Source organism: Vibrio sp., assembly GCF_038138445.1.
Lineage (GTDB): Bacteria > Pseudomonadota > Gammaproteobacteria > Enterobacterales > Vibrionaceae > Vibrio.
The window spans coordinates 17,062-37,152 of sequence record NZ_JAYQDQ010000014.1; the positions used below are offsets into that span (position 1 = coordinate 17,062).

The 20,091-nt window shown below is 45.2% G+C and carries 17 protein-coding genes; 11 read left to right on the plus strand and 6 right to left on the minus strand.

What is annotated here, in order from left to right:
- Positions 1-49: 49 nt before the first annotated feature.
- The gene (locus AAFM34_RS06200; protein ID WP_341661018.1) at positions 50-1,504 is read right to left on the minus strand and encodes a M48 family metallopeptidase; all 1,455 of its coding nucleotides are present in this window, start codon (positions 1,502-1,504) and stop codon (positions 50-52) included.
- Positions 1,505-1,782: 278 nt separating this feature from the next.
- Between AAFM34_RS06200 and AAFM34_RS06205 the strand changes: the two genes are divergently transcribed.
- The 3 genes from AAFM34_RS06205 to AAFM34_RS06215 all read left to right on the plus strand — a co-directional run bounded on the left by AAFM34_RS06205 (position 1,783) and on the right by AAFM34_RS06215 (position 5,163).
- Complete coding sequence (locus AAFM34_RS06205) at positions 1,783-2,019, plus strand: sulfurtransferase TusA family protein (RefSeq protein ID WP_341661019.1); 237 nt, start codon at positions 1,783-1,785, stop codon at positions 2,017-2,019.
- Positions 2,012-3,088, plus strand: coding sequence for an AI-2E family transporter (locus tag AAFM34_RS06210; protein ID WP_341661020.1), 1,077 nt, complete (start codon positions 2,012-2,014; stop codon positions 3,086-3,088). Before AAFM34_RS06205 ends, AAFM34_RS06210 begins: the two co-directional genes overlap by 8 nt.
- Before the next feature lie 203 nt (positions 3,089-3,291).
- Positions 3,292-5,163, plus strand: coding sequence for a methyl-accepting chemotaxis protein (locus tag AAFM34_RS06215; protein ID WP_341661021.1), 1,872 nt, complete (start codon positions 3,292-3,294; stop codon positions 5,161-5,163).
- Positions 5,164-5,248: 85 nt separating this feature from the next.
- Here AAFM34_RS06215 and hydA read toward each other — a convergent pair whose 3' ends face one another.
- The 5 genes from hydA to AAFM34_RS06240 all read right to left on the minus strand — a co-directional run bounded on the left by hydA (position 5,249) and on the right by AAFM34_RS06240 (position 12,565).
- Positions 5,249-6,691 (minus strand): dihydropyrimidinase, encoded by a 1,443-nt coding sequence (gene hydA / locus AAFM34_RS06220; protein WP_341661022.1) that lies wholly within the window; start codon positions 6,689-6,691, stop codon positions 5,249-5,251.
- Positions 6,692-6,744: 53 nt separating this feature from the next.
- Entirely contained in the window at positions 6,745-8,232 is a 1,488-nt protein-coding gene (locus AAFM34_RS06225) for an NCS1 family nucleobase:cation symporter-1 (protein ID WP_341661023.1), read from the minus strand.
- A 40-nt stretch (positions 8,233-8,272) separates the two neighbouring features.
- Positions 8,273-9,541, minus strand: coding sequence for a Zn-dependent hydrolase (locus AAFM34_RS06230; protein WP_341661024.1), 1,269 nt, complete (start codon positions 9,539-9,541; stop codon positions 8,273-8,275).
- Positions 9,542-9,726: 185 nt separating this feature from the next.
- Positions 9,727-11,223, minus strand: a complete 1,497-nt coding sequence (locus AAFM34_RS06235) for a CoA-acylating methylmalonate-semialdehyde dehydrogenase (RefSeq protein WP_341661025.1) — start codon at positions 11,221-11,223, stop codon at positions 9,727-9,729.
- Between the two features lie 19 nt (positions 11,224-11,242).
- A complete protein-coding gene (locus AAFM34_RS06240) occupies positions 11,243-12,565 on the minus strand; it encodes an aspartate aminotransferase family protein (RefSeq protein ID WP_341661026.1) in 1,323 nt (440 codons plus the stop codon).
- A 68-nt stretch (positions 12,566-12,633) separates the two neighbouring features.
- Here AAFM34_RS06240 and AAFM34_RS06245 point away from each other — a divergent pair, with 68 nt between their 5' ends.
- The 8 genes from AAFM34_RS06245 to npdG all read left to right on the plus strand — a co-directional run bounded on the left by AAFM34_RS06245 (position 12,634) and on the right by npdG (position 20,075).
- Positions 12,634-13,635: a LysR family transcriptional regulator gene (locus AAFM34_RS06245; protein ID WP_202408469.1), complete on the plus strand. Its 1,002-nt coding sequence runs from the start codon at positions 12,634-12,636 to the stop codon at positions 13,633-13,635.
- Between the two features lie 11 nt (positions 13,636-13,646).
- Positions 13,647-14,309 (plus strand): TetR family transcriptional regulator C-terminal domain-containing protein, encoded by a 663-nt coding sequence (locus AAFM34_RS06250; RefSeq protein ID WP_341661027.1) that lies wholly within the window; start codon positions 13,647-13,649, stop codon positions 14,307-14,309.
- Positions 14,310-14,609: 300 nt separating this feature from the next.
- Positions 14,610-15,755 (plus strand): 7,8-didemethyl-8-hydroxy-5-deazariboflavin synthase CofG, encoded by a 1,146-nt coding sequence (gene cofG / locus AAFM34_RS06255; RefSeq protein ID WP_341661028.1) that lies wholly within the window; start codon positions 14,610-14,612, stop codon positions 15,753-15,755.
- 20 nt (positions 15,756-15,775) lie between these two features.
- Positions 15,776-17,014: a 5-amino-6-(D-ribitylamino)uracil--L-tyrosine 4-hydroxyphenyl transferase CofH gene (gene cofH / locus AAFM34_RS06260; protein ID WP_341661029.1), complete on the plus strand. Its 1,239-nt coding sequence runs from the start codon at positions 15,776-15,778 to the stop codon at positions 17,012-17,014.
- Positions 17,011-17,970, plus strand: a complete 960-nt coding sequence (gene cofD, locus AAFM34_RS06265; protein ID WP_341661030.1) for a 2-phospho-L-lactate transferase — start codon at positions 17,011-17,013, stop codon at positions 17,968-17,970. The genes cofH and cofD overlap by 4 nt, the downstream gene beginning before the upstream one ends.
- Positions 17,970-18,593: a 2-phospho-L-lactate guanylyltransferase gene (gene cofC / locus AAFM34_RS06270; protein WP_341661031.1), complete on the plus strand. Its 624-nt coding sequence runs from the start codon at positions 17,970-17,972 to the stop codon at positions 18,591-18,593. The genes cofD and cofC overlap by 1 nt, the downstream gene beginning before the upstream one ends.
- The gene (gene cofE / locus AAFM34_RS06275) at positions 18,586-19,398 is read left to right on the plus strand and encodes a coenzyme F420-0:L-glutamate ligase (protein WP_341661032.1); all 813 of its coding nucleotides are present in this window, start codon (positions 18,586-18,588) and stop codon (positions 19,396-19,398) included. Before cofC ends, cofE begins: the two co-directional genes overlap by 8 nt.
- A complete protein-coding gene (gene npdG / locus AAFM34_RS06280) occupies positions 19,395-20,075 on the plus strand; it encodes an NADPH-dependent F420 reductase (RefSeq protein WP_341661033.1) in 681 nt (226 codons plus the stop codon). The genes cofE and npdG overlap by 4 nt, the downstream gene beginning before the upstream one ends.
- The last annotated feature ends 16 nt before the right edge of the window (positions 20,076-20,091 follow it).

Sequence of the window (20,091 nt, forward strand, 5' to 3'; positions counted from 1 at the left end):
ATTTATTAAAAACAGAATATTTCTACATACTTTGTGGTTAGGGAATGGTTTATTGTAGCGTCATAAATCTGTCTCTAGCGGCGATTAGTTGGTCAATTCGAGCGTCATATCTAGCTTGCTTGAGGCTACCTAACTCGGCAATTTGGCCTGCTTGAGTATAGTACTGAATGGCTTTGTTCCAGTTGGCTTTAAGAGCGAGTATTTCTGCTCTTGAAGCGAGATCTTCATCTCTACGCCCAAGATGAATGTTTGCTTCAGAAAGAAGATGCCATCCATTGATATCATTTGGGTTATCATGAGTGTAGCGCTGGAGAGTACGCACAGCTTCTTCATTTTTGTCTTGTTGCATTAAGACATTGGCATAGTTTATCGTCAGTACAGGATTGTTTGGCTTAGACTTCAAAGCATTTTTAAGCATGGCTTCTGCTTTAGGTGCTTGGTTCTTGGCTAAATAAAGGTCAGTCATCGCATCTAAGTAGAAGTTATTGTCTGGTTGCTGTTTGAGTAATGCCTGCAGAAGTTCTGCCGCTTTATCAAGTTGTTTGTTATCTAAATAAACGAGAGCGCGACCATATTGAAAAGAAGGCTTGATGTCGTTTGGTGCTTTTTTTTCGGTGCGAGCAAACCAATCCAAGGCAGATTCAGTGTTGATATCAGCATATCTTGCTACAACTCTGGCGCGAGCTAGGTTGTAATCAATTGAAGGAACAACTTTTTTATCAGGATAGCTGCGAGCTCTAGCACGGCTATCGGTAATTCTATCTTCTGGAAGCGGGTGAGTAAGCAGCATTGGCGGCGGAGTACTTGCATAGCGGTATTCGTCAGCAAGTCGAGAGAAGAACCTCGGCATAGCATTCACATCAAAGCCAGCCTTCGCGAGTGTCTCTATACCGAAGCGATCGGCTTCTTTTTCGTTGCTTCTTGTATAGTTTATTTGACCTTGAATATTACCGGCCGTCGTTGCTGTTATCGCTGCAATACCCGCCTCTGGTGCTGCTATCGCGAGTAATAATGAACCCGCTAAGGCAGCCAAAGTCGCTGGAGTGCGACGAGCTTGGTCTTCCATACCTCTCGCTAGATGGCGTTGAGTGACGTGCGATATTTCATGGGCCATGACTGATGCAAGCTCACTTTCTGTCTTTGCATGGAGAAATAAGCCACTATGTAAAGCGACATAGCCACCGAAAAAGGCAAATGCATTGATGTTGCGGTCGCGAATCATAAAAAAAGTGAAGGGCGTTTTTACGTCGTTAGCATTTGCAACCAGTTGATGACCAAGGCTGTCAATGTACTCATTGATAACAGGATCGCTGATGATTGGCTGGCTACTACGTAGCATACGCATATAGGCATCACCATATTGAAGCTCCTGATCTATGGTTAGTGTACTGCTAGCAGTAGTACCAATATCAGGTAAATCGATATTATTTGCGTAGGTAGGGAGTTGCATGCCTAGAGAGGCCGCTACACATAAGCAGACGAGTGAGCGTGTACGTTTAAACATATATTACTGAATGTACTCCATAATCATAGGGCATTTTGGTGAGCCTACTATCTATAATAACAGGGTTGAGTATGGGATATCGAGTTCGACTCTCTTTTTGTGATAAGGTTTCACTTGCACTTATGCACTCTATCGACCTGTTGACATCAAATATTAGGGTAATTTCGGCTCCGATGGTCAGTATAATGTGAAACTTGCATTGTTGAGGGGATTTGCCCTGACGTTGAAAAAAAAACACTATACAATACTCGACTCAATGTTACACATCAGGCTAAATAATGGAACAGAATGTGTTGGACTTACGTGATGAGCGTTGTCCAATGGCTTTATTGCTAGTGAAACGTCGTGTCAAAGATATGGATATAGGCCAAAAGGCGACTATTTATGTAGCAGACCAGCAGTCTTTCTTTGATATAAGACGTTTTTTGCTCAAGCAATCTTTTCATGTTTTCTGTGAAGAGTCTGATGGTTATTATCGTGTACAGCTAATTAAAGGAACCCTACCGAATGTTTGAAATGGTGAGTCGCTGGTATAAACGACGCTTTTCCGATCCGCATGCCGTAAGCTTGGTCGCGATCCTATTGGTTGGCTTTGTTACGATTTATTTTTTTGGTGATTTAATTGCGCCGCTTTTGGTTGCGATTGTTTTGGCATATTTATTAGAGTGGCCAGTAACGCAACTTTCTCGCTTTCATATTCCCAGAAACCTATCTGTTATATTGGTGATTGTCGGTTTTACTAGCCTAATGCTCCTTGCTGTATTTGGGCTGGTCCCGACCATTTGGAAGCAGGTCGGAAATTTAATTAATGATATCCCAACCATGTACCAGGGAGTGCAAAAAGCGATTGCAGAGCTGCCGAAGCGATACCCTGAATTAGACAATTTTCAGATTGTCGAGTCGGTTGTAACTAACGCGAAAAATCAAATTATTGTAATGGGAGAGACAGTGGTAAAAGGGTCACTTGCATCCTTGGTAAGTATTGCAACCTTAGCTGTCTATCTGATTTTGGTACCTTTGCTGGTCTTTTTCCTCCTCAAAGATAAGCAAGAGATGATTTCCCTTGCAAGCGGAGTACTGCCGAGAAACCGTAAGCTAGCAACCAAGGTTTGGCATGAAATGAATGAGCAAATCTCAAACTATATTCGCGGAAAAGTGATGGAGATACTCATTGTTGGTAGCGTAAGTTATGTGACATTCGCTCTTTTGGATCTGCGCTATTCTGTATTGCTTGCTGTTGCCGTTGGCCTCTCGGTACTGATCCCTTATATAGGAGCGGCTGCAGTGACGGTTCCCGTAGCAATCGTTGGCCTGTTTCAATGGGGTTTTACTCCGCAGTTTTACTGGTTACTTTTGGCATATGGCATCATACAAGCGCTCGATGGTAATGTGTTAGTCCCAATTCTGTTTTCTGAAGCAGTCAATTTACACCCTGTAGCGATTATTGTTGCCGTATTAGTATTTGGCGGTTTGTGGGGGTTCTGGGGGGTCTTTTTTGCCATCCCTCTGGCCACTTTAGTCAAGGCTGTATGGAATGCTTTGCCAAGTCACGACGAAGAAGATGCTTATAGCCATCCAGGTTAATGATAAATTTCATACGTTTACAATAAAAAGCTCGAATGCATATGCATTTGAGCTTTTTTATTGCGTAGAAGGTATATACTTTTTAAAAGAGTGTTTTACAAAACATCAGTTTTGTAGGAAATTTCTTAAGTCTGCGTTGGTTAGGACGATAATAACAAATGACAAGATAACAACTACAAACGAATTACTCTTTGAGGGACACTATGAGATTCAGTCAAAAGATCGTTGCAGCATCTTCACTGCTGTTGTTGGTCACCGTTGTGTTACTGTCTATTCAGCAGTTAAGCACTGTTAAAGAAGAAGTTGAAGACTTGGTTGATACCAGTCTAACGGAGATGGTGAAAGGGGTAAAAAACACCGTCGTATCTGAAATGGCGAGTAAAAAATCCCTCGCTATGTCAACCACCGAAGTACTGGAGCTTGATCCGCAGAACAAAACTCGAGTCAAGGATGTACTTGAAAAGCCCAACCTTAAAGGCACTTTTTTAGCGGTCGGTTACGCCTATGAAGCTGATGGCTTTGTAGTTGAAAATGATGACGGCTGGGAAGCTGGGCCCGATTATGACCCAAGAGTCCGTCCTTGGTATAAGGCGGCTAAAGCACAGGGCAAGTTAGTCGTAACCGCGCCTTATGTCGACGTTTCCTCCAAAAAGGTCATCATATCAATTGGTACGCCAGTTAAAGACAGCGGCCAATTTACCGCCGCAATGTTCTACGATTTGGAATTAACAGGCTTGGCTGATTTGGTCAATAGTGCAAATCTTCTAGATGCTGGCTATCTTTTTATTGTGTCATCTGATGGAACCACTATTGCCCACCCTGAAGCGGAGAACAACGGTCAAAAGCTATCCACTTACCTTCCCGATATTGCACTTAAAGAAGGTGAGCAACGTTTTGAAAAGGATGGCCATTCTTATTTGGTTCACTTTACACCAGTTCCGAGTGAAAATTGGTTTATAGGCGCTATTGTCGATGAAGATATTGCCTTTGCCGCCGTTTCAGATATGCGTAACAGCTCTATTCTTTATACCATTATCAGTGTTGTATTAAGTGTCATTGTACTTAGTTTCTTAATTAAAGTGCTGATGCGCCCACTTGGTACCTTAAACGAAGCGATTAAAGATGTTGCTTCAGGTCAGGGAGATTTAACTAAGCGCTTAGATACCAATACAGATAAAGAGTTTGCTGAACTTGCTGAAGGCTTTAACACCTTTACTGAGACACTGCAAAAACAGATTCAGCAATCTAAGGCAATTGGCGCTGAAATCTTACGTGGTACAGAAATGACAGTTCAGGGCTCGGAAGAGTCTGCTGAAGCGATGCGCAGTCAGCTTCAAGAGCTAGAGCAGTTAGCAACAGCGATGAATGAAATGGCTGTGACAGCAACTGAAGTTGCCAATAACGCTCAAGGAGCTGCGGGAGCGGCTAAAGAAGCGGACGAGGCGACGCAAATGGGCTCTTCTGTTGTCAGTGATACCACTGCATCAATAGATACTCTATCAGAGCGAATTGATCAGGCAGTAGAAGAAGTGCAAGGTCTTGAGTCGGCAACGGCAAACATCGAAACCATTTTGAAAGTGATTAACGATATTGCCGACCAAACCAACTTACTTGCATTGAATGCTGCAATTGAAGCCGCAAGGGCTGGTGAGTCTGGCCGAGGTTTTGCGGTGGTTGCTGATGAGGTAAGAACTTTGGCCCAGCGCACTCAGGAATCAACAACTGAAATTCGCAGTATGATTGAGCAGCTACAATCTGGTGCGAGTTCAGTATCCGCTGCGATGCGTGAAAGTAAAACTACGGCTGTTGATGCGGTGGAAAAAGCAAAAGCTGCTGATGAGTCTCTACAGCGCATTCGCGAGTCAATTCAGAGTATCACAGATATGAATATGCAGATTGCTTCAGCGGCAGAGGAACAAAGCTTAGTGGCAGAGGAAATTAATGCGAACACAGTGAAGATTAAAGACCTGTCCACTCAAGTTGCCGATGCTGCAGAAGACGCCAATGTTGCAATGCAAGTTCAAACCGAAAACGTGCGTGAGCAAGATTCTATCTTGAATAAATTTATTGTTTAGAGCTTTGATAAAAGTAAAACGCCAGCGACATCGCTGGCGTTTTGTTTTTAGTGCCTACCATGACTCACTTTATTAACAGTAACGCTTAGCGACTCACCGCTTCTGGTTCTTCAAGCTGATTGCGCTTGAGTTGACTTTGATAGAAACTCGCATACGGAGGACGTGTAACATATTGACCATCACCTGGTGCTGATTTCAGCTCTCCTTTATCCCAAGCAACCTTGCCGTTGCAGATGGTCGTAACGGGTTTACCTTGTACTTGCATACCTTCAAAGATATTGAAGTCAATTTTAGACATCTGCTCGTTAACAGTGAAGGTTTTCTCTTGCTTAGTGTCCCATATAACGATATCGGCATCGGACCCAACAGCAATCACGCCTTTACGTGGGTATAGATTGAAGATTTTGGCAGCATTGGTGGATGTCATTGCAACGAACTCATTGGGGGTAAGTTTGCCTTGATTAACGCCTTTATCCCACATCACCATCATGCGCTCTTCCACTCCAGATGTGCCATTTGGGATCATGGTGAAATTGTCTTTGCCCATGGCTTTTTGCGAGGCGCAGAAAGCGCAATGATCAGTGGCTGTGGTCTGAATAGCATCACTTTGCAATCCTTTCCACAAAGCATCTTGATGCTTTTTAGGCCGGAAAGGGGGGCTCATTACGTGCGCGGCAGAATAGTTCCAATCGGAATTCTGATAAACGCTATCATCAATGACTAAGTGGCCAGCGAGGCATTCGCCAAATACGATTTGTCCATTGTCTTTGGCGTATTTTATCGCATCAACGGCTTCTTCTGTTGAAACATGCACTAGGTAAATAGGCGCTCCTAAAGTGCCTGCGATATTGATGGCACGATTAGCAGCTTCACCTTCAACTGCTGGTGGGCGAGAGAGTGGGTGTCCTTCGGGACCAGTGATCCCTTTTTCTAACAGCTTTTGTTGCAGATGATGAACCAGCTCACCATTTTCTGCGTGTACAGTCGGTATTGCTCCTAATTCAAGGCAGGTACTAAAACTTGACACCAAAATATCGTCTGTAGCCATAATGGCATTTTTGTAGGCCATAAAGTGCTTAAAGCTGTTCACACCATGGTCTGCAACAAGGGTTTTCATTTCATTTTTTACCGACTCATCCCACCATGTAATCGCAACATGAAAGCTGTAGTTACATTGAGATAGAGACGCCCAATCTTGCCATTGGTGATAGGCTTCGATTAATGATTGTTTAGGAGAGGGAATAACAAAGTCAATAATGGTTGTGGTGCCGCCAGCAAGGGCTGCTGCTGTTCCTGAGGCAAAATCGTCCGAAGCCACAGTGCCCATAAAAGGCAATTGCATGTGAGTGTGTGGGTCGATTCCGCCAGGCATGACTAACTTACCATTGGCATCAATGATTTCAGTGTCTTCAGGAATATCAAGGCTTTGACCGATCTGGCTTATTTTACCATCTACGCACAGTATATCGGCTGAGTAGGTTTGTTCATGGGTGACGATATCGCCCCCTTTGATTAAAAGATTCATCATAACTCCTTGTTTAATATGGCCACTAGCGCCAAGCACTAGTGGCCTTTTCTTGTTCAGACTTTTTCCGGTTGAGTATTGATTGCTGGATGTGTACTGGCCGAGGCGATTAGGTAGTACAAAATTGCCCCAGAAAAGGCGCCGGTAAACCATCCGTAGTTGTAAAACCAAATTAAGACATCAAAAGTGAGGGCAATAATGGTTAGGGTGACTGGGATGAAGAAGGCAATGAAGCCAGCATAGTTAATCGATGGGCTTAGTTCTTGGTCAGAGTAGAGTGCGGGAATGTCTAAGTGTTGTTTTTTGATCAGAAAATAGTCGACAATCATGATCCCTGCTATTGGTCCGAGAAGGCTAGAATATCCAAGTAGCCAATTAGAATACATAGCTTCGACACTGACATCAGATTCTATCCAGTTGAGTTTTTTTAGAAGCTCCCAACTCATCAAACCTAAACCAACCAGTCCTGTGAGCATGACTCCGCGAGTATGGTTGATTTGTTTGGGAGCGATATTTTGAAAGTCATTGGTCGGCGATACCACATTGGCTGCCGTATTGGTCGATAGTGTCGCAATGATAATCAAAACCATGGCAATAACGACCCAAAATGGGCTTTCAATTTTACTGATCAGAGTGATGGGATCAGATATGGTTTGGCCGAACAGTGTGTATGAGGCAGAGGTAAGTACAACGCCTAATGCAGCAAAAAAGAACATGGTCAGAGGCAGGCCGATGATTTGCCCGACAATTTGATCTTTTTGCGATTTTGCGTAGCGACTAAAGTCTGGAATATTGAGCGATAGCGTTGCCCAAAAGCCGACCATAGCCGTGAGTCCTGCAAAGAAGTAACTGGCTAGTCCCGCTTCTTCAGGGCGGTTGGCTGGGGTCATAATGATTTCTGTATAAGAGACTTTATCACTTGCCCAAAATATCAGACCGAATCCCACAGCCAGTAGCAGCGGTGCTGAGAGGGTTTCGAGCCATTTTATAGACTCAGAACCTTTGAGCACTATACCGATATTGAGCACCCAAAAGATAAAGAACCCAAGTACTTCTCCGACACCTGCAAGGTTGGCCCAGCTTGTCGAAAGTTCTGACAAAAGTAGGTGAATGGCTAAACCACCGAACATGGTTTGGATACCAAACCAGCCACAAGCGACTAAGCCTCGGATTAGACATGGAACATTAGAGCCGAGAGTACCAAATGACGAACGCAGAAGAATAGGAAAAGGTATGCCGTATTTGGTACCAGCAAAGGCATTGAGAGTGAGGGGGATTAATACAATGATATTAGCAAGTAAAATGGTAAACAAGGCTTCAAGTACTGACAGGCCAAAGTAGGCCGTGAGTATGCTTCCCAGTGTATAAGTTGGCACACAGATGGCCATACCAACCCACAATGCGGCAATGTTTACTTTACTCCAAGTACGCTCCGAGACTTTGGTGGGTGCTAGGTCTTGATTAAAGTATTTACTATCGATTAAATCTTTGGCGACCTCTAGTTCGTAGAAGTCGCCAATTTTTTTCATGCTTGATTGCTTCATTAACTTCTCATCCAGTTGAGAATTTGTTTCGAGCAGAGACTTACTCTGCGGTATCATATTCAACTGAGCCAACAGATTCTTTTGCAATCCGTTCGCTCGCTTCGAGCATGGTATGGAGAAGAACGTTAGCTCCCGCCTCACACTCTTGAGGAGAAGTATTTTCGATTTCGTTGTGACTAATGCCATTTTCACAAGGCGTGAAGATCATGCCAGTTGGAACTAGATCAGCCATATAGCAAGCATCGTGTCCTGCGCCTGCGTAGATATCCATATTCGAATAGCCAAGCTTTTCTGCAGCAGATTTAACATTGTCAGAGGCATCAAATTCAACTGGGGCAAAATACCAGAAGGGATCAATATCGATTTGTATCTCGCGCTCTTTTGCTACCGATTCGCAGTACTTGGTAAATACGCTGTCCATCTCAGCCAGTGTATCGGCGTTGGGGTTGCGTAAGTCGACACTAAAGGTAATTTCGCCGGGGATCACATTGCGAGAATTTGGGAAAACTTGCATAAAGCCGACTGTGCCGAGTCCATTTTCGTAGCGGTGAGCTATTTGTTCTACCTCTGTAATAATTTTGGCGCTCGCTACCATGGCGTCGTTACGCAAATACATAGGCGTGGTGCCTGAATGAGACTCACGACCTTTAATTGTTACGTTATACCAGCGAATACCTTGCCCCAGTCGCACAATACCTATGGTTTTTCCTTGGTCTTCTAAGATTGGGCCTTGCTCTATATGGGTTTCAAAAAAGGCGCCAATGTTGCGGCTTCCGGGCTCTTCCTTACCTAAATAGCCGATTGTCTCTAGCTCGTCTTTTAATCGAATACCATCAACATCTGTTTTATTTAACTCTGTTTCTAAATCGAACCGACCAACATAGACGCCAGAGCCTTGCATGGCTGGCTGAAACCGAGAGCCTTCTTCGTTGGTCCATACCGTAAACTCCATTGGCGTTTCGGTAACAATATTGTTGTCATGCAAGGTGCGCAGTACTTCAACTCCTGCCAACACACCAAACACGCCGTCAAATTTACCGCCAGTTGGTTGAGTATCTAAATGACTACCCGTTGCAACGGCTGGCAGTGAATTGTTTTTGCCTTCACGGCGGGCGAAAATATTACCCATTTTGTCGACACTGATAGTGCAGCCGCAGGCTTTGCACCAGTCGACAAACAAATCTCTGGCTTTACCATCTAATTCGGTTGCGGCTAAGCGAGCACATCCTCCTTTCTCCGTTAATCCAAATTGAGCCATCTCCATAAGGCTTTGCCATAGTCGATCGCCATTGACGCGTAAGTCTTGCATACAAACTCCTTTTTTACTTGTTTTTAGGCCATGCTCAGGCCGTTAACTCTTGGCCGTCATTCATCGGAATAACAGAGCTTGAGTGTTCAAATAGACAATAAATGGATACCTTAAATCTGACATTGGCCTGCGGATTGTTCAGCCGCAGGCCAATGTTAGGTTTGATAATTTGGTATTGTTACAGGTTACAAACTTGGGAATGAAAACAAGGTTCCATCCTTCGCTTCGCCTGATGGCCACCTTTGGCTGATGGCTTTGCGTCGGGTGTAGAAGCGAACCGAGTCAGGACCATAAGCATGTAAGTCACCAAACAAGGAGCGTTTCCAGCCACCAAAACTATGGTAAGAAACAGGGACTGGCAGAGGTACATTGATCCCCACCATACCAACCATAACTTGGTCTGAGAAATAACGGCTTGCCTCCCCATCGCGGGTAAATATACAAGTGCCGTTACCATACTCGTGTTGGTTAATAAGGGAGACCGCTTCTTCCAAAGAGTTGACTCTTACCACCACAAGCACAGGGCCAAATACCTCTTGTTGATAGATGTCCATGTCGGGTGTTACTTTGTCAAACAGCGTGCCGCCAAAGAAGAAACCTGACTCATAGCCTGGAACAACAAGGTTTCTGCCGTCAACAATAAGCTCGGCTCCTTGCTCAACGGCTTGAGTCACATAATTGGTGACTTTGTCCTTTTGTGCTGAAGTGATAAGAGGCCCCATCTCGTTGCTGTCATCACTGCCAGGACCAACTTTAAGCGCTTCTACTTGATGCTTGAGCTTGCCTACAAGGGCATCGGCAACCTTATCACCAATAGCAACCGCAACTGAGATAGCCATGCAGCGCTGACCGCAAGAGCCGTAGGCTGCTCCCATTAAAGCGCTGGTTACATTGTCAAGATCAGCGTCTGGCATAATGACCGCATGGTTTTTTGCACCGCCCAGAGCTTGGCAGCGTTTCCCTTTCTCTGATGCGCGCTGATAAATGGTTTCTGCAATTGGGGTCGAGCCGACAAAGCTAATAGCTTGAATCGTGTCATCATCAATCAGTTGATTGACTGCATCAGCACCCCCGTTAACCACGTTAAGTACCCCTTTGGGTAGGCCTGCTTGTTCAGCGAGCTGAGCAATGTATAGCACACAGGAAGGGTCGCGCTCAGATGGTTTGAGCACAAAAGTATTGCCACACATTACTGCACTTGGCCACATCCAAAGTGGTACCATGGCTGGAAAGTTAAAGGGGGTAATCCCAGCCACCACGCCCAAAGGCTGAAGCTCGCTCCAGGCATCAATATCGCGTCCTACATTGCGGCTATGCTCTCCTTTGAGTAGCTCTGGGATCCCACAAGCAAACTCGACATTTTCTATACCACGAGCCAATTCGCCTTTTGCGTCGCTAAGTACCTTGCCATGTTCTCGCGAGACCAATTCACAAATGGTGTCTTGGTTTTCTTCTAGTATTTGTTTAAAGCGATACATAACTTGCGCTCGAACCGCTGGTGGAGTGCTTCGCCAAGCAGGATAAGCTTGCTTAGCCGAGCTAATTGCCATAGCGACAGTTTGTTCTGATGCCATACATACTTGCGCACATGGCTGACCCGTTGCTGGGTTATATACAGCTTGCGCTTGTGTTTCTTCTGAGTGGATCTCGCCGTTAATCAGATGACCAATACTTTCTAACATGTTTACTTCCTTACTGGGTTTAAGCTGTTTGCTCTATGGCGTCGCCCATTGCATTGATTAGGCGGTCTATTTCATGTTCTTGAGTGATAAAGGGCAGACCGAGTTGAATGGTGTCTCCTCCATAACGGACATAGAAACCCTGCTGCCATAAAGTGGTGGCGATTTCGACAGGGCGAATGGTTGGGTCTCCATCACGTGGGGCTATGGTAAGGCCTGCGGCAAATCCAAAATTACGAATATCTAAGATGTGTTTGGTGCCTTTAAGACTGTGGATAGACTTTTCAAATACTGGAGAAAGCTCAGCAACTTGCGGTATAAGCTGCTCTTTTTCCAATATATCTAAGGTAGCCAGTGCACAAGCGCAGGCGACAGGGTGTCCAGAGTATGTGTAACCGTGAGGTAGTTCGATATTATGTTCAGCCCCTCCAGCATGCATGAAAGTGTCATAAATACCTTGTTTAGCCAACACGGCTCCGAGAGGAATGGCGCCATTGGTTATTTGTTTAGCAATACAAATTATGTCAGGAGTGACGCCAAAAGTTTGCGCGCCGAAGTAGTCGCCAGTTCGGCCAAAGCCTGTGATCACCTCATCGAAGATAAGCAGAATGTCATGTTGATCACAAATAGCTCGCAAGCGCTGTAAGTATCCTTCGGGAGGCACGATAACGCCAGCCGAACCAGAAAAAGGTTCGATAATGACAGCAGCAATGTTGGAGGCATCATGCAGTGTGATAAGTTCAAGTAACTCGTCAGCCATCTCTGAACCTGTGGGCGCCATACCTCTAGTGAACGCCATGTTAGGCTGTAGCGTGTGAGCGAGGTGGTCTGCTTCCATTGCTTGCCCCCACATTTTGCGATTGCCGTTGATGCCTCCCCAGCTTATGCCTCCCCAACTCGCGCCGTGGTAGCCCTTGATACGGCCGATAATGCGAGTTTTAGTGGGCTCTCCTCTCTGGCGCCAGTAAGCGCGAGCAATTTTGGTTGCGGTATCCGAGGCCTCAGAGCCTGAGTTAACAAAAAAGACTTTATTGATATCTTCTGGTGCTAAAGCTGCCAAACGTTCGGCCAGTTCAAAGGCTTTGGGGTGGCCATATTGGAAAGCGGGTGCATAGTCGAGTTTGAGGAGTTGCTTCTCTACTGCATTGGCGATTTCTGTTCGATTGTGACCAGCACCACATGTCCATAAACCGGAAAGACCATCAAATATCTTGCGTCCTTTATCGTCTATGTAGTAGGCACCCTGAGCGCCAGTGATGATGCGTGGATCGGCTTTAAATCTTCTATTTGCGGTGTACGGCATCCAGTAGGCCTGCATTCCATATTCACTCTGTTGAGTGTCCATATACTGTGACTCTCCCTTATTAATTTTCTATTTTCTTTGTAAAAAAACATGGACTTGGCTTTTACTTTATGCACGAGATTTGGTTTGATAAATCACAAATAATCGAACTAAAGATGCGGGTTTACGAAACAATGAAGGCGTTATTGGGACAGTTATCCGATATGGATATTCGCTTGCTGCGAGTGTTTATGGCAGTGGTTGACAGTGGTGGCTTAAGCGCGGCAGAGATGGAGCTTAACATTGGACGCTCTACCATTAGCCGCCATCTTAAAGACTTAGAACAACGTTTGGGGTTAGTACTTTGTTTGCGAGGACGTTCGGGGTTCTCTCTCACCAGCGAAGGGCTTCATATTTATGAATCAGCACAGCGTTTGGTGCTTTCTATGGATGAGTTTCGTCATGAGGTAAACGGTTTACATCACAGCTTAAAAGGGCACCTTATTATTGCCATGTTTGATACTACGGTGACCAATTCCATGTGTCAGGTAGACAAAGCGATTGCAGACTATGCTTCGAGAGCGCCAGATGTAGCAATCGATATCCATGTCTTGCCTGTTAACGAAATTGAGAAAGGGGTGTTGGAAGGCAAGTACCATATTGGAATTATCCCACCTCATCGCCGCTCGGCCAGTCTTGAGTACTTGCCTTTATTTGGTGAGCAGATGTATATGTACTGCGGAAAAGGCCATCCATTGTTTGATGTTCAAAGATTAGTCAGTGATGACGAAGTCATGGCGCAGAAATATGCGGGATTAAGTTTTAGTAGCCCAAATATGGAGATTGGACGAGCACTTAACTTAGATAAGAGCGCAACGGCAACCAATCAAGAAGGAATCGCGACACTGATTCGATCTGGACAATATATTGGATTTTTACCCGAACATTTTGCCGCGATTATGGTAGTGCAAGATAAAATCATTAGAGTAAATAATCCAAATTTCTCGTATTATTGCCAATTTACTGCGATTCATCGAAAGTCGCCTAAACCGACTCGAATCGTACAAGAGTTTCTCGATTCGCTAATGCGCTCAAAAACCTTGGTTGATGAGGAGCAGCAACAATACACCTAAGGTGAGTGATTATGGCTATTATCTCTTCTCCGTTGCCGGCACCAAAAAGACAAGACACCAGATCTTCGTCTACCCGTTTGGCAATGGAAGCCAAGATACAAAAAGCAGCAGAAAGCGTGTTTGCTGAGTTTGGTTACATGGGCTCAACCATGGAGCGAATTGCTCAGCAAAGCGGTATATCTAAGCAGAATTTGCTTTATTATTTTTCATCCAAAGAGCTACTTTACCGAAAAGTCTTACAGAATATTGTCGATCTTTGGTTAGAAAGGATGGTATTTGCCGAGCAGAAAAATGCCACACCAGAGCAGCTGATAGAGGCTTACATTCGAGGAAAGTTACAACTTTCACATGACAAGCCAGAGGCCTCCAAAGTCTTTGCTCAGGAAATCATAGCTGGCGCTCCTATGCTGCGTGATTACCTGAGAACCCATTTAAAGCCACTTTTTGATAGTAACATCCATTTGGTACAAAGCTGGATGGATCATGGTCAGCTGACGAATATTGAGCCCGAGCACCTGTTCATTTCAATATGGGCGATGACGCAAACGTATGCTGATTTTGCTACCCAAATAGAGTTGGCGCTTGATAAGAAAAAACTCGAACAGCCGGATTTTGATCGGGCAGCTAAATTTCTCACCCATATGGTTTTACATGGTGTTTTAGCGCATAAATAAAGCCCTTTGGTTTTAAGGGGCCAATGCCCCTTTCTGATCTGTCGGTTATCCAAGAACACCATGCTCTATTTATTTTTCTAACAAAAGTGTATGAATTTAATTGTCACTAAATCATTGTAATTAAAGACTTTTATCAATACATTTCCTTTATTTAGACTGCGATTACATAACAAGAATTCTTCCATCTGTTTTTTTTGCCATTTGGTAAAAAGAGTGTTAGTTCTACCTGCGAATAAGAAATGTGTAGTTTTTAGGGTCTTATCCAAGCATCATTTTAGGGCTAGGTGAGAGGACTCATCTATGGAGAAAAATATGCTGAGCAAGGATAAAGCACTGCAGTTAGGTAATGTCACGAGTGAGCAGCTAGGTAGTCTCTGTCAACAAGCGAGCGTTCTGCGTGACAGACACTGGGGAAAAAAGGTGTCCTACTCACGTAAGGTATTTATTCCATTGACCAATATGTGCCGTGATACTTGCCGCTATTGCACTTTTGTCAAAACACCCGAATCGGGCCAAGCTGAGTTGATGACGCCCGAGCAGGTTCTGACGACGGCACTTCAAGGTCAGAGAATGGGATGCAAGGAAGCGTTATTCAGTTTAGGTGAGCAGCCTGAAAAGCGGCATAAATTGGCTAGACATCTTCTCGCTGAGCAAGGGCATAAGACGACGGTTGGATATCTTAAGGCAATGTCTGAACTTGTGTTGCAGAAAAGCTTGCTTGTACCTCACATCAATGCTGGAGCACTTTCTTATCAGGAGTTAGAAACACTCAAACCTGTCGCTGGCTCCATGGGAATGATGTTAGAGAGTTTAAGCCCAGCCTTAACTAAAAAAGGCGGGGCGCACTATGGTTGCCCAGATAAAACGCCTCAACGTCGTATTGATACCTTAGAGGCGGCTGGCGAACTTGCTATTCCTTTTACCACGGGTTTGCTGATTGGGATTGGTGAGTCATGGCAAGACCGAATCGAAAGCTTGTGTGAGATTGACCGTTTACATGCCAAGCATGGCCATATCCAAGAGGTTATTATTCAGAATTTTCGTGCCAAAGCCGGAACGGCAATGGCGGATGCTCCTGAGCCTTCCAAAGTCGATATGCTGCGCACTTTGGCTGCGGCTCGCTTGATCCTATCGCCCTCAATCAGTTTGCAGGCACCGCCTAACCTAGAGCAGGACTATCAAGACTATTTGCGCGCAGGGATTAATGACTGGGGCGGAATTTCGCCACTGACCAAAGATTTTATCAATCCCGAACGCGCTTGGCCGCAGATAGAGCGTTTGGCACAGTACTGCCAAGCGGCTGGCTATGAATTAATAGAGCGCTTAACCGTTTACCCAGAGCATCAGTCACCTATAGAAACAATGACTGATAGTTTGGTCCATTCAAGAGTCCGTTCACAGGCGTCAGTTGATGGCTTTGCCATGGTACAAAGCCATACCCATTAAGTTGTAAAGCCAAGGAGAAGATGATGTTGTCACGGAGCGACCAGCCTACAGCTACTCATATACCATTTAGCCAGTTGAGCCCGGAGATTAGAGATATTCTCCGACGGGCATTGGATGGCAAGGAAATATCGGCAAAACAAGCAATAAACCTCTTCAATGCACAAGGGCGTGATCAACAAGCCTTGCTTGATGTGGCCGATCAGGTTCGTCAAAATTTGTGTGGTGATAGAGGCAGTTTTGTCATCACCCGAAACATCAATTTTACCAATGTGTGTTACATGGGATGCAAGTTTTGCAATTTTGCTAAGCCAATAAAACACAAAGAAGCGGAACTTCTCTCTTTGGATGAGATAGCAGAACGCGCCCAGCAAGCTTGGGATCGCGGTGCGACTGAGGTATGTATTCAAGGTGGGTTGCATCCGCAGATAGGTGCTGATTTTTATCGCAATATTGTTTTGGCCATCAAAGCACGCTTGCCAAAGATGCATATCCATGCCTTTTCCCCGTTTGAGATTTGGTATGGCGCGCGTCGTGCAAAGGTGAGCTACAAAGAATTTTTGCACGATCTCAAGTTATGCGGTTTGGATACCATGCCAGGTACAGCGGCTGAGATTTTGGATGTCGAGATTCGCCAGCAATTAACTAAAGACAAGCTCAGTACTCAAGATTGGGTCGCCATTATTAAAGCGGCGCATGAAGTAGGTATTAAGACCACATCAACCATAATGTATGGCCATATCGACCAGCCTTACCACTGGGCAAATCACCTTGAATTACTGCGCAATACCCAAAAAGAAACGGGTGGTTTTACCGAGTTTGTTCCCCTTGGGTTTGTGCATTATAAAACCAAGCTCTACAACGAGAACCCAGGAAAAGTAAGGCCAGGCCCGACACGCAGTGAGCATTTTAAAATGCATGCTGTAGCGAGGCTTATGCTGCAAGGCCATATCAATAATATTCAGGCTTCTTGGGTCAAGATGGGTTCTGATGTGGCAATACAAATGTTGCGCTCTGGAGCCAATGATCTTGGCGGTACCCTGATGAACGAGAGCATATCTCGAGCAGCAGGTGGCGAACATGGCCAAGAAATTCAACCACAAGATATGGTGAACTTTATCCATCAAGCGGGGTTAGATGCCTTTCAGCGCTCTACTTCCTATCAGGTGTTAGAGGAATACCCTTTACAAGCTCAGAAAAAGAATAGAAGCCAGCTGGTTTTGCCCTCTCAAGAGATTGCGCGTTTTGAGGCCGTATTATGACAAGTCTTAATATCACGCTACTTGCTGGCGGTGTTGGCGGGGCGAAAGCGGCGGAAGGTTTAGCTAAAAGTACTTATGCCGATGGCCTAAAGATTATTGGCAATATCGGCGATGACCAAGCTTTTCATTGTTTGTGGGTCTCACCGGATATCGACACCCTTATCTACACTTTGGCTGAGCGGATCGATCGCAATCAAGGTTGGGGAATCGCGGGCGATCAGCAAAATGTCTTAAATGGGCTCAAACAACTCGGTGTCGATACATGGATGCAATTAGGAGACATGGATTTTGCGACACATATCTTTCGTACAGAGCAGCGCTACCAAGGTATTCGCGCACAAAAAATCACTGAGCAAATTGCCGCTGTAAATGGCGTAAATGTGCCGATATTGCTACCTACTGATGATGTAGTGCAAACCAGGCTTAAATCAGAGGGGCAATGGCTGAGTTTTCAGGACTATTTTGTTCGTCTTCGATGCCAAGCAAATGTTGAAGAAATTCGTTATCTCGATTGCGAGAAGGCGGTGGCAACACCTGAATCTCTTGAGGCCCTGCGCGGTGCTAATTTGGTATTGATTGCCCCGAGTAATCCACTTCTTAGCATTGGCGCTATCTTGTCAGTTAGTGATATTCGTTGTCAATTACAAGCGCTTTCAAAGCCGATTGTTGCCATCTCTCCGCTCATTGGCAACCAAGCGATTAAAGGACCAGCAGTCGAGTTAATGCAATCACTTGGTTACCGCCCAAATGTTGTAGGAGTAGCGACTTATTATCGCGAGCTGGTCGATACATTAGTCATTGACCCAACCGATGCACATCATGCGCTAGAGATTGAAGCCATGGGGATAAAGGTCATCATCCAGAACATCTGGATGCGTGATGAAGCCGAGAAGGTTGATGTTATGACCAGTATTGTTGATGAAGTGCTTAAGCGACAATTGGAAAGGGCAAGCTGATGTTAGATAAGCTCAATATTGTGATTCCAATGAAGGCTTCGAGCCGAGCTAAGCAGCGTCTTATGGGCGCACTTAATATCTCCCAGCGTGAGGCTCTTGCCTTAAGCCTTTATCGTCAAACACTAGAGTTTTTTGCCCAGCACTATCCACAGGTCAACTGCCTTGTGGTGACAAACTCCCTCAAAATTGCCGATATTGCATCAAGCTTCGGTGCCACCCCCTTAATCGAAAGGCAAGCAAAAGGCTTAAATGCAGCCGTTGAACTAGCAACTCATTGGAGCCTTAAGTTGGGGTATCAATTTCAAATGGTTGTTCCTGCTGATATTGCAAAGCTTGATTGCTGTGAGATAGATACCTTGTTTCAAGTTGTGCAAGCGGGCAATCAGGTAGTGATAGCAAGAGCTAAGGACTTAGGGACCAATGCGCTTATCACCACACCACCCAATGCGATTGAGTTTCAATATGGTTGTCAGTCTGCGTTTGCCCATGTTCAACAAGCGCACATCAATGGGCTCAAGGTTGAGGTATTAGACCTTCCAGATTTGAGCCAAGATATCGATTTACCTAAGGATTTGATCAAAGCCTTTCCTGATTATCCAAATAAGGAATATTGCTATGAATAACTGTGCAATGACAAAACCTAGGGTAGTACCAGAAGCCAATTCTATGCAGATGTTTCGTGTGTCTGGTCTACCAGATTTTAAGCCTGGTATGGATTTAGCTCAGCATGTGATTCAGGCATTAACTGCAGAGGGGCAATCACTGCAGCATGGCGATATCTTAGTCGTAGCGCATAAAGTGGTGTCGAAAACTGAAGGTGCTGCGGTGGATATTGAAACGGTATCTGCGAGCGCTCAAGCCATTGAGCTTGCTCAGCAAGTCAACAAAGACCCGCGTAAAGTCCAAGTCATACTCGACCAATCAACTCGTATTGTGCGCAGTATTAAACGTGCAGAGCAAAATGAGGGCCTTTTAATCGCCGAGCACAAGCTTGGCTTTATTTGTGCCAATGCAGCGGTTGATGAGTCCAATGCGGATTTCGAAGGGCAGTTGATCACGCTACCAGAAAATCCTGACCGTAGCGCCATGCAATTATGTGAGCGCTTGGAAGCGCATTTTGACTGTCAATTAGGTGTGGTTGTGAGTGATACCTTTGGCAGACCTTGGCGCCTTGGTCAAACCAATGTGGCGATTGGATTAGCGCGCGTACCTGCCATCCAAGAAATGTGTGGTGATGATGACGCATGGGGACGTGAGCTTAAAGTAACTGCGCCCGCTTTTGCTGATGAACTAGCAGGTGCATCTGGGCTTTTAATGGGCAAAAGTGATAAATGCCCAGTGATTATTTTTCGTGGATTGAACTGGCAAGCATGCAACAGCTCAGCCAAGCAAATCCTAAGACCGGTCAAGGAGGATTTATTCCGATGAATGAAAATAACAAGATAGCAATTTTGGGTGGTACAGGCCCGCAAGGAAAGGGATTGGCTAAGCGCTTTGCTCTGGCTGGTGTGCCTGTTGTTATTGGTTCGCGTGACAGCGTTCGCGCTGCTGAGGTCGCTGCTGAATTGAACGCAACATTACCGCAAGGAAGTGTAAATATAGAGGGAATGGAAAATTTAGAAGCGACAAAAATGGCTAACGAGATGGTTATCTTGTCTGTGCCTTATTCAGCACATGATGCGACGCTGGCTGATATCAAGCCGTTACTGAGCGGCAAAATATTAGTCGATATTGTCGTGCCACTAGCGCCTAAAAATCCAAAAGCTGTGGTCATGCCACCAGAAGGTTCGGCAACAGAAGCGGCTCAGGCACTATTGGGCGATGAGATTTCAGTAGTCGGTGCTTTGCATAATGTATCTGCGGTGACGCTAAATAATACCGATCAGCCTATCAACTGTGACGTTCTCGTCTGTGGCAATCAGCTTGAAGCCAAAAAGTCAGTTATGGCGCTTATCGAAAAGTTAGGAGTTAAAGCCTACAACGCAGGCCTTGCGGAAAGTGCTCGCTGTATCGAGGCGCTAACTCCAATCTTAATCAGGCTCAACATCTCAAAAGACGTGCCTTTTACCCATGCTGGCGTCACCATTGCGCCGCCTGTTCACTAACCTTATTACGAAAGGA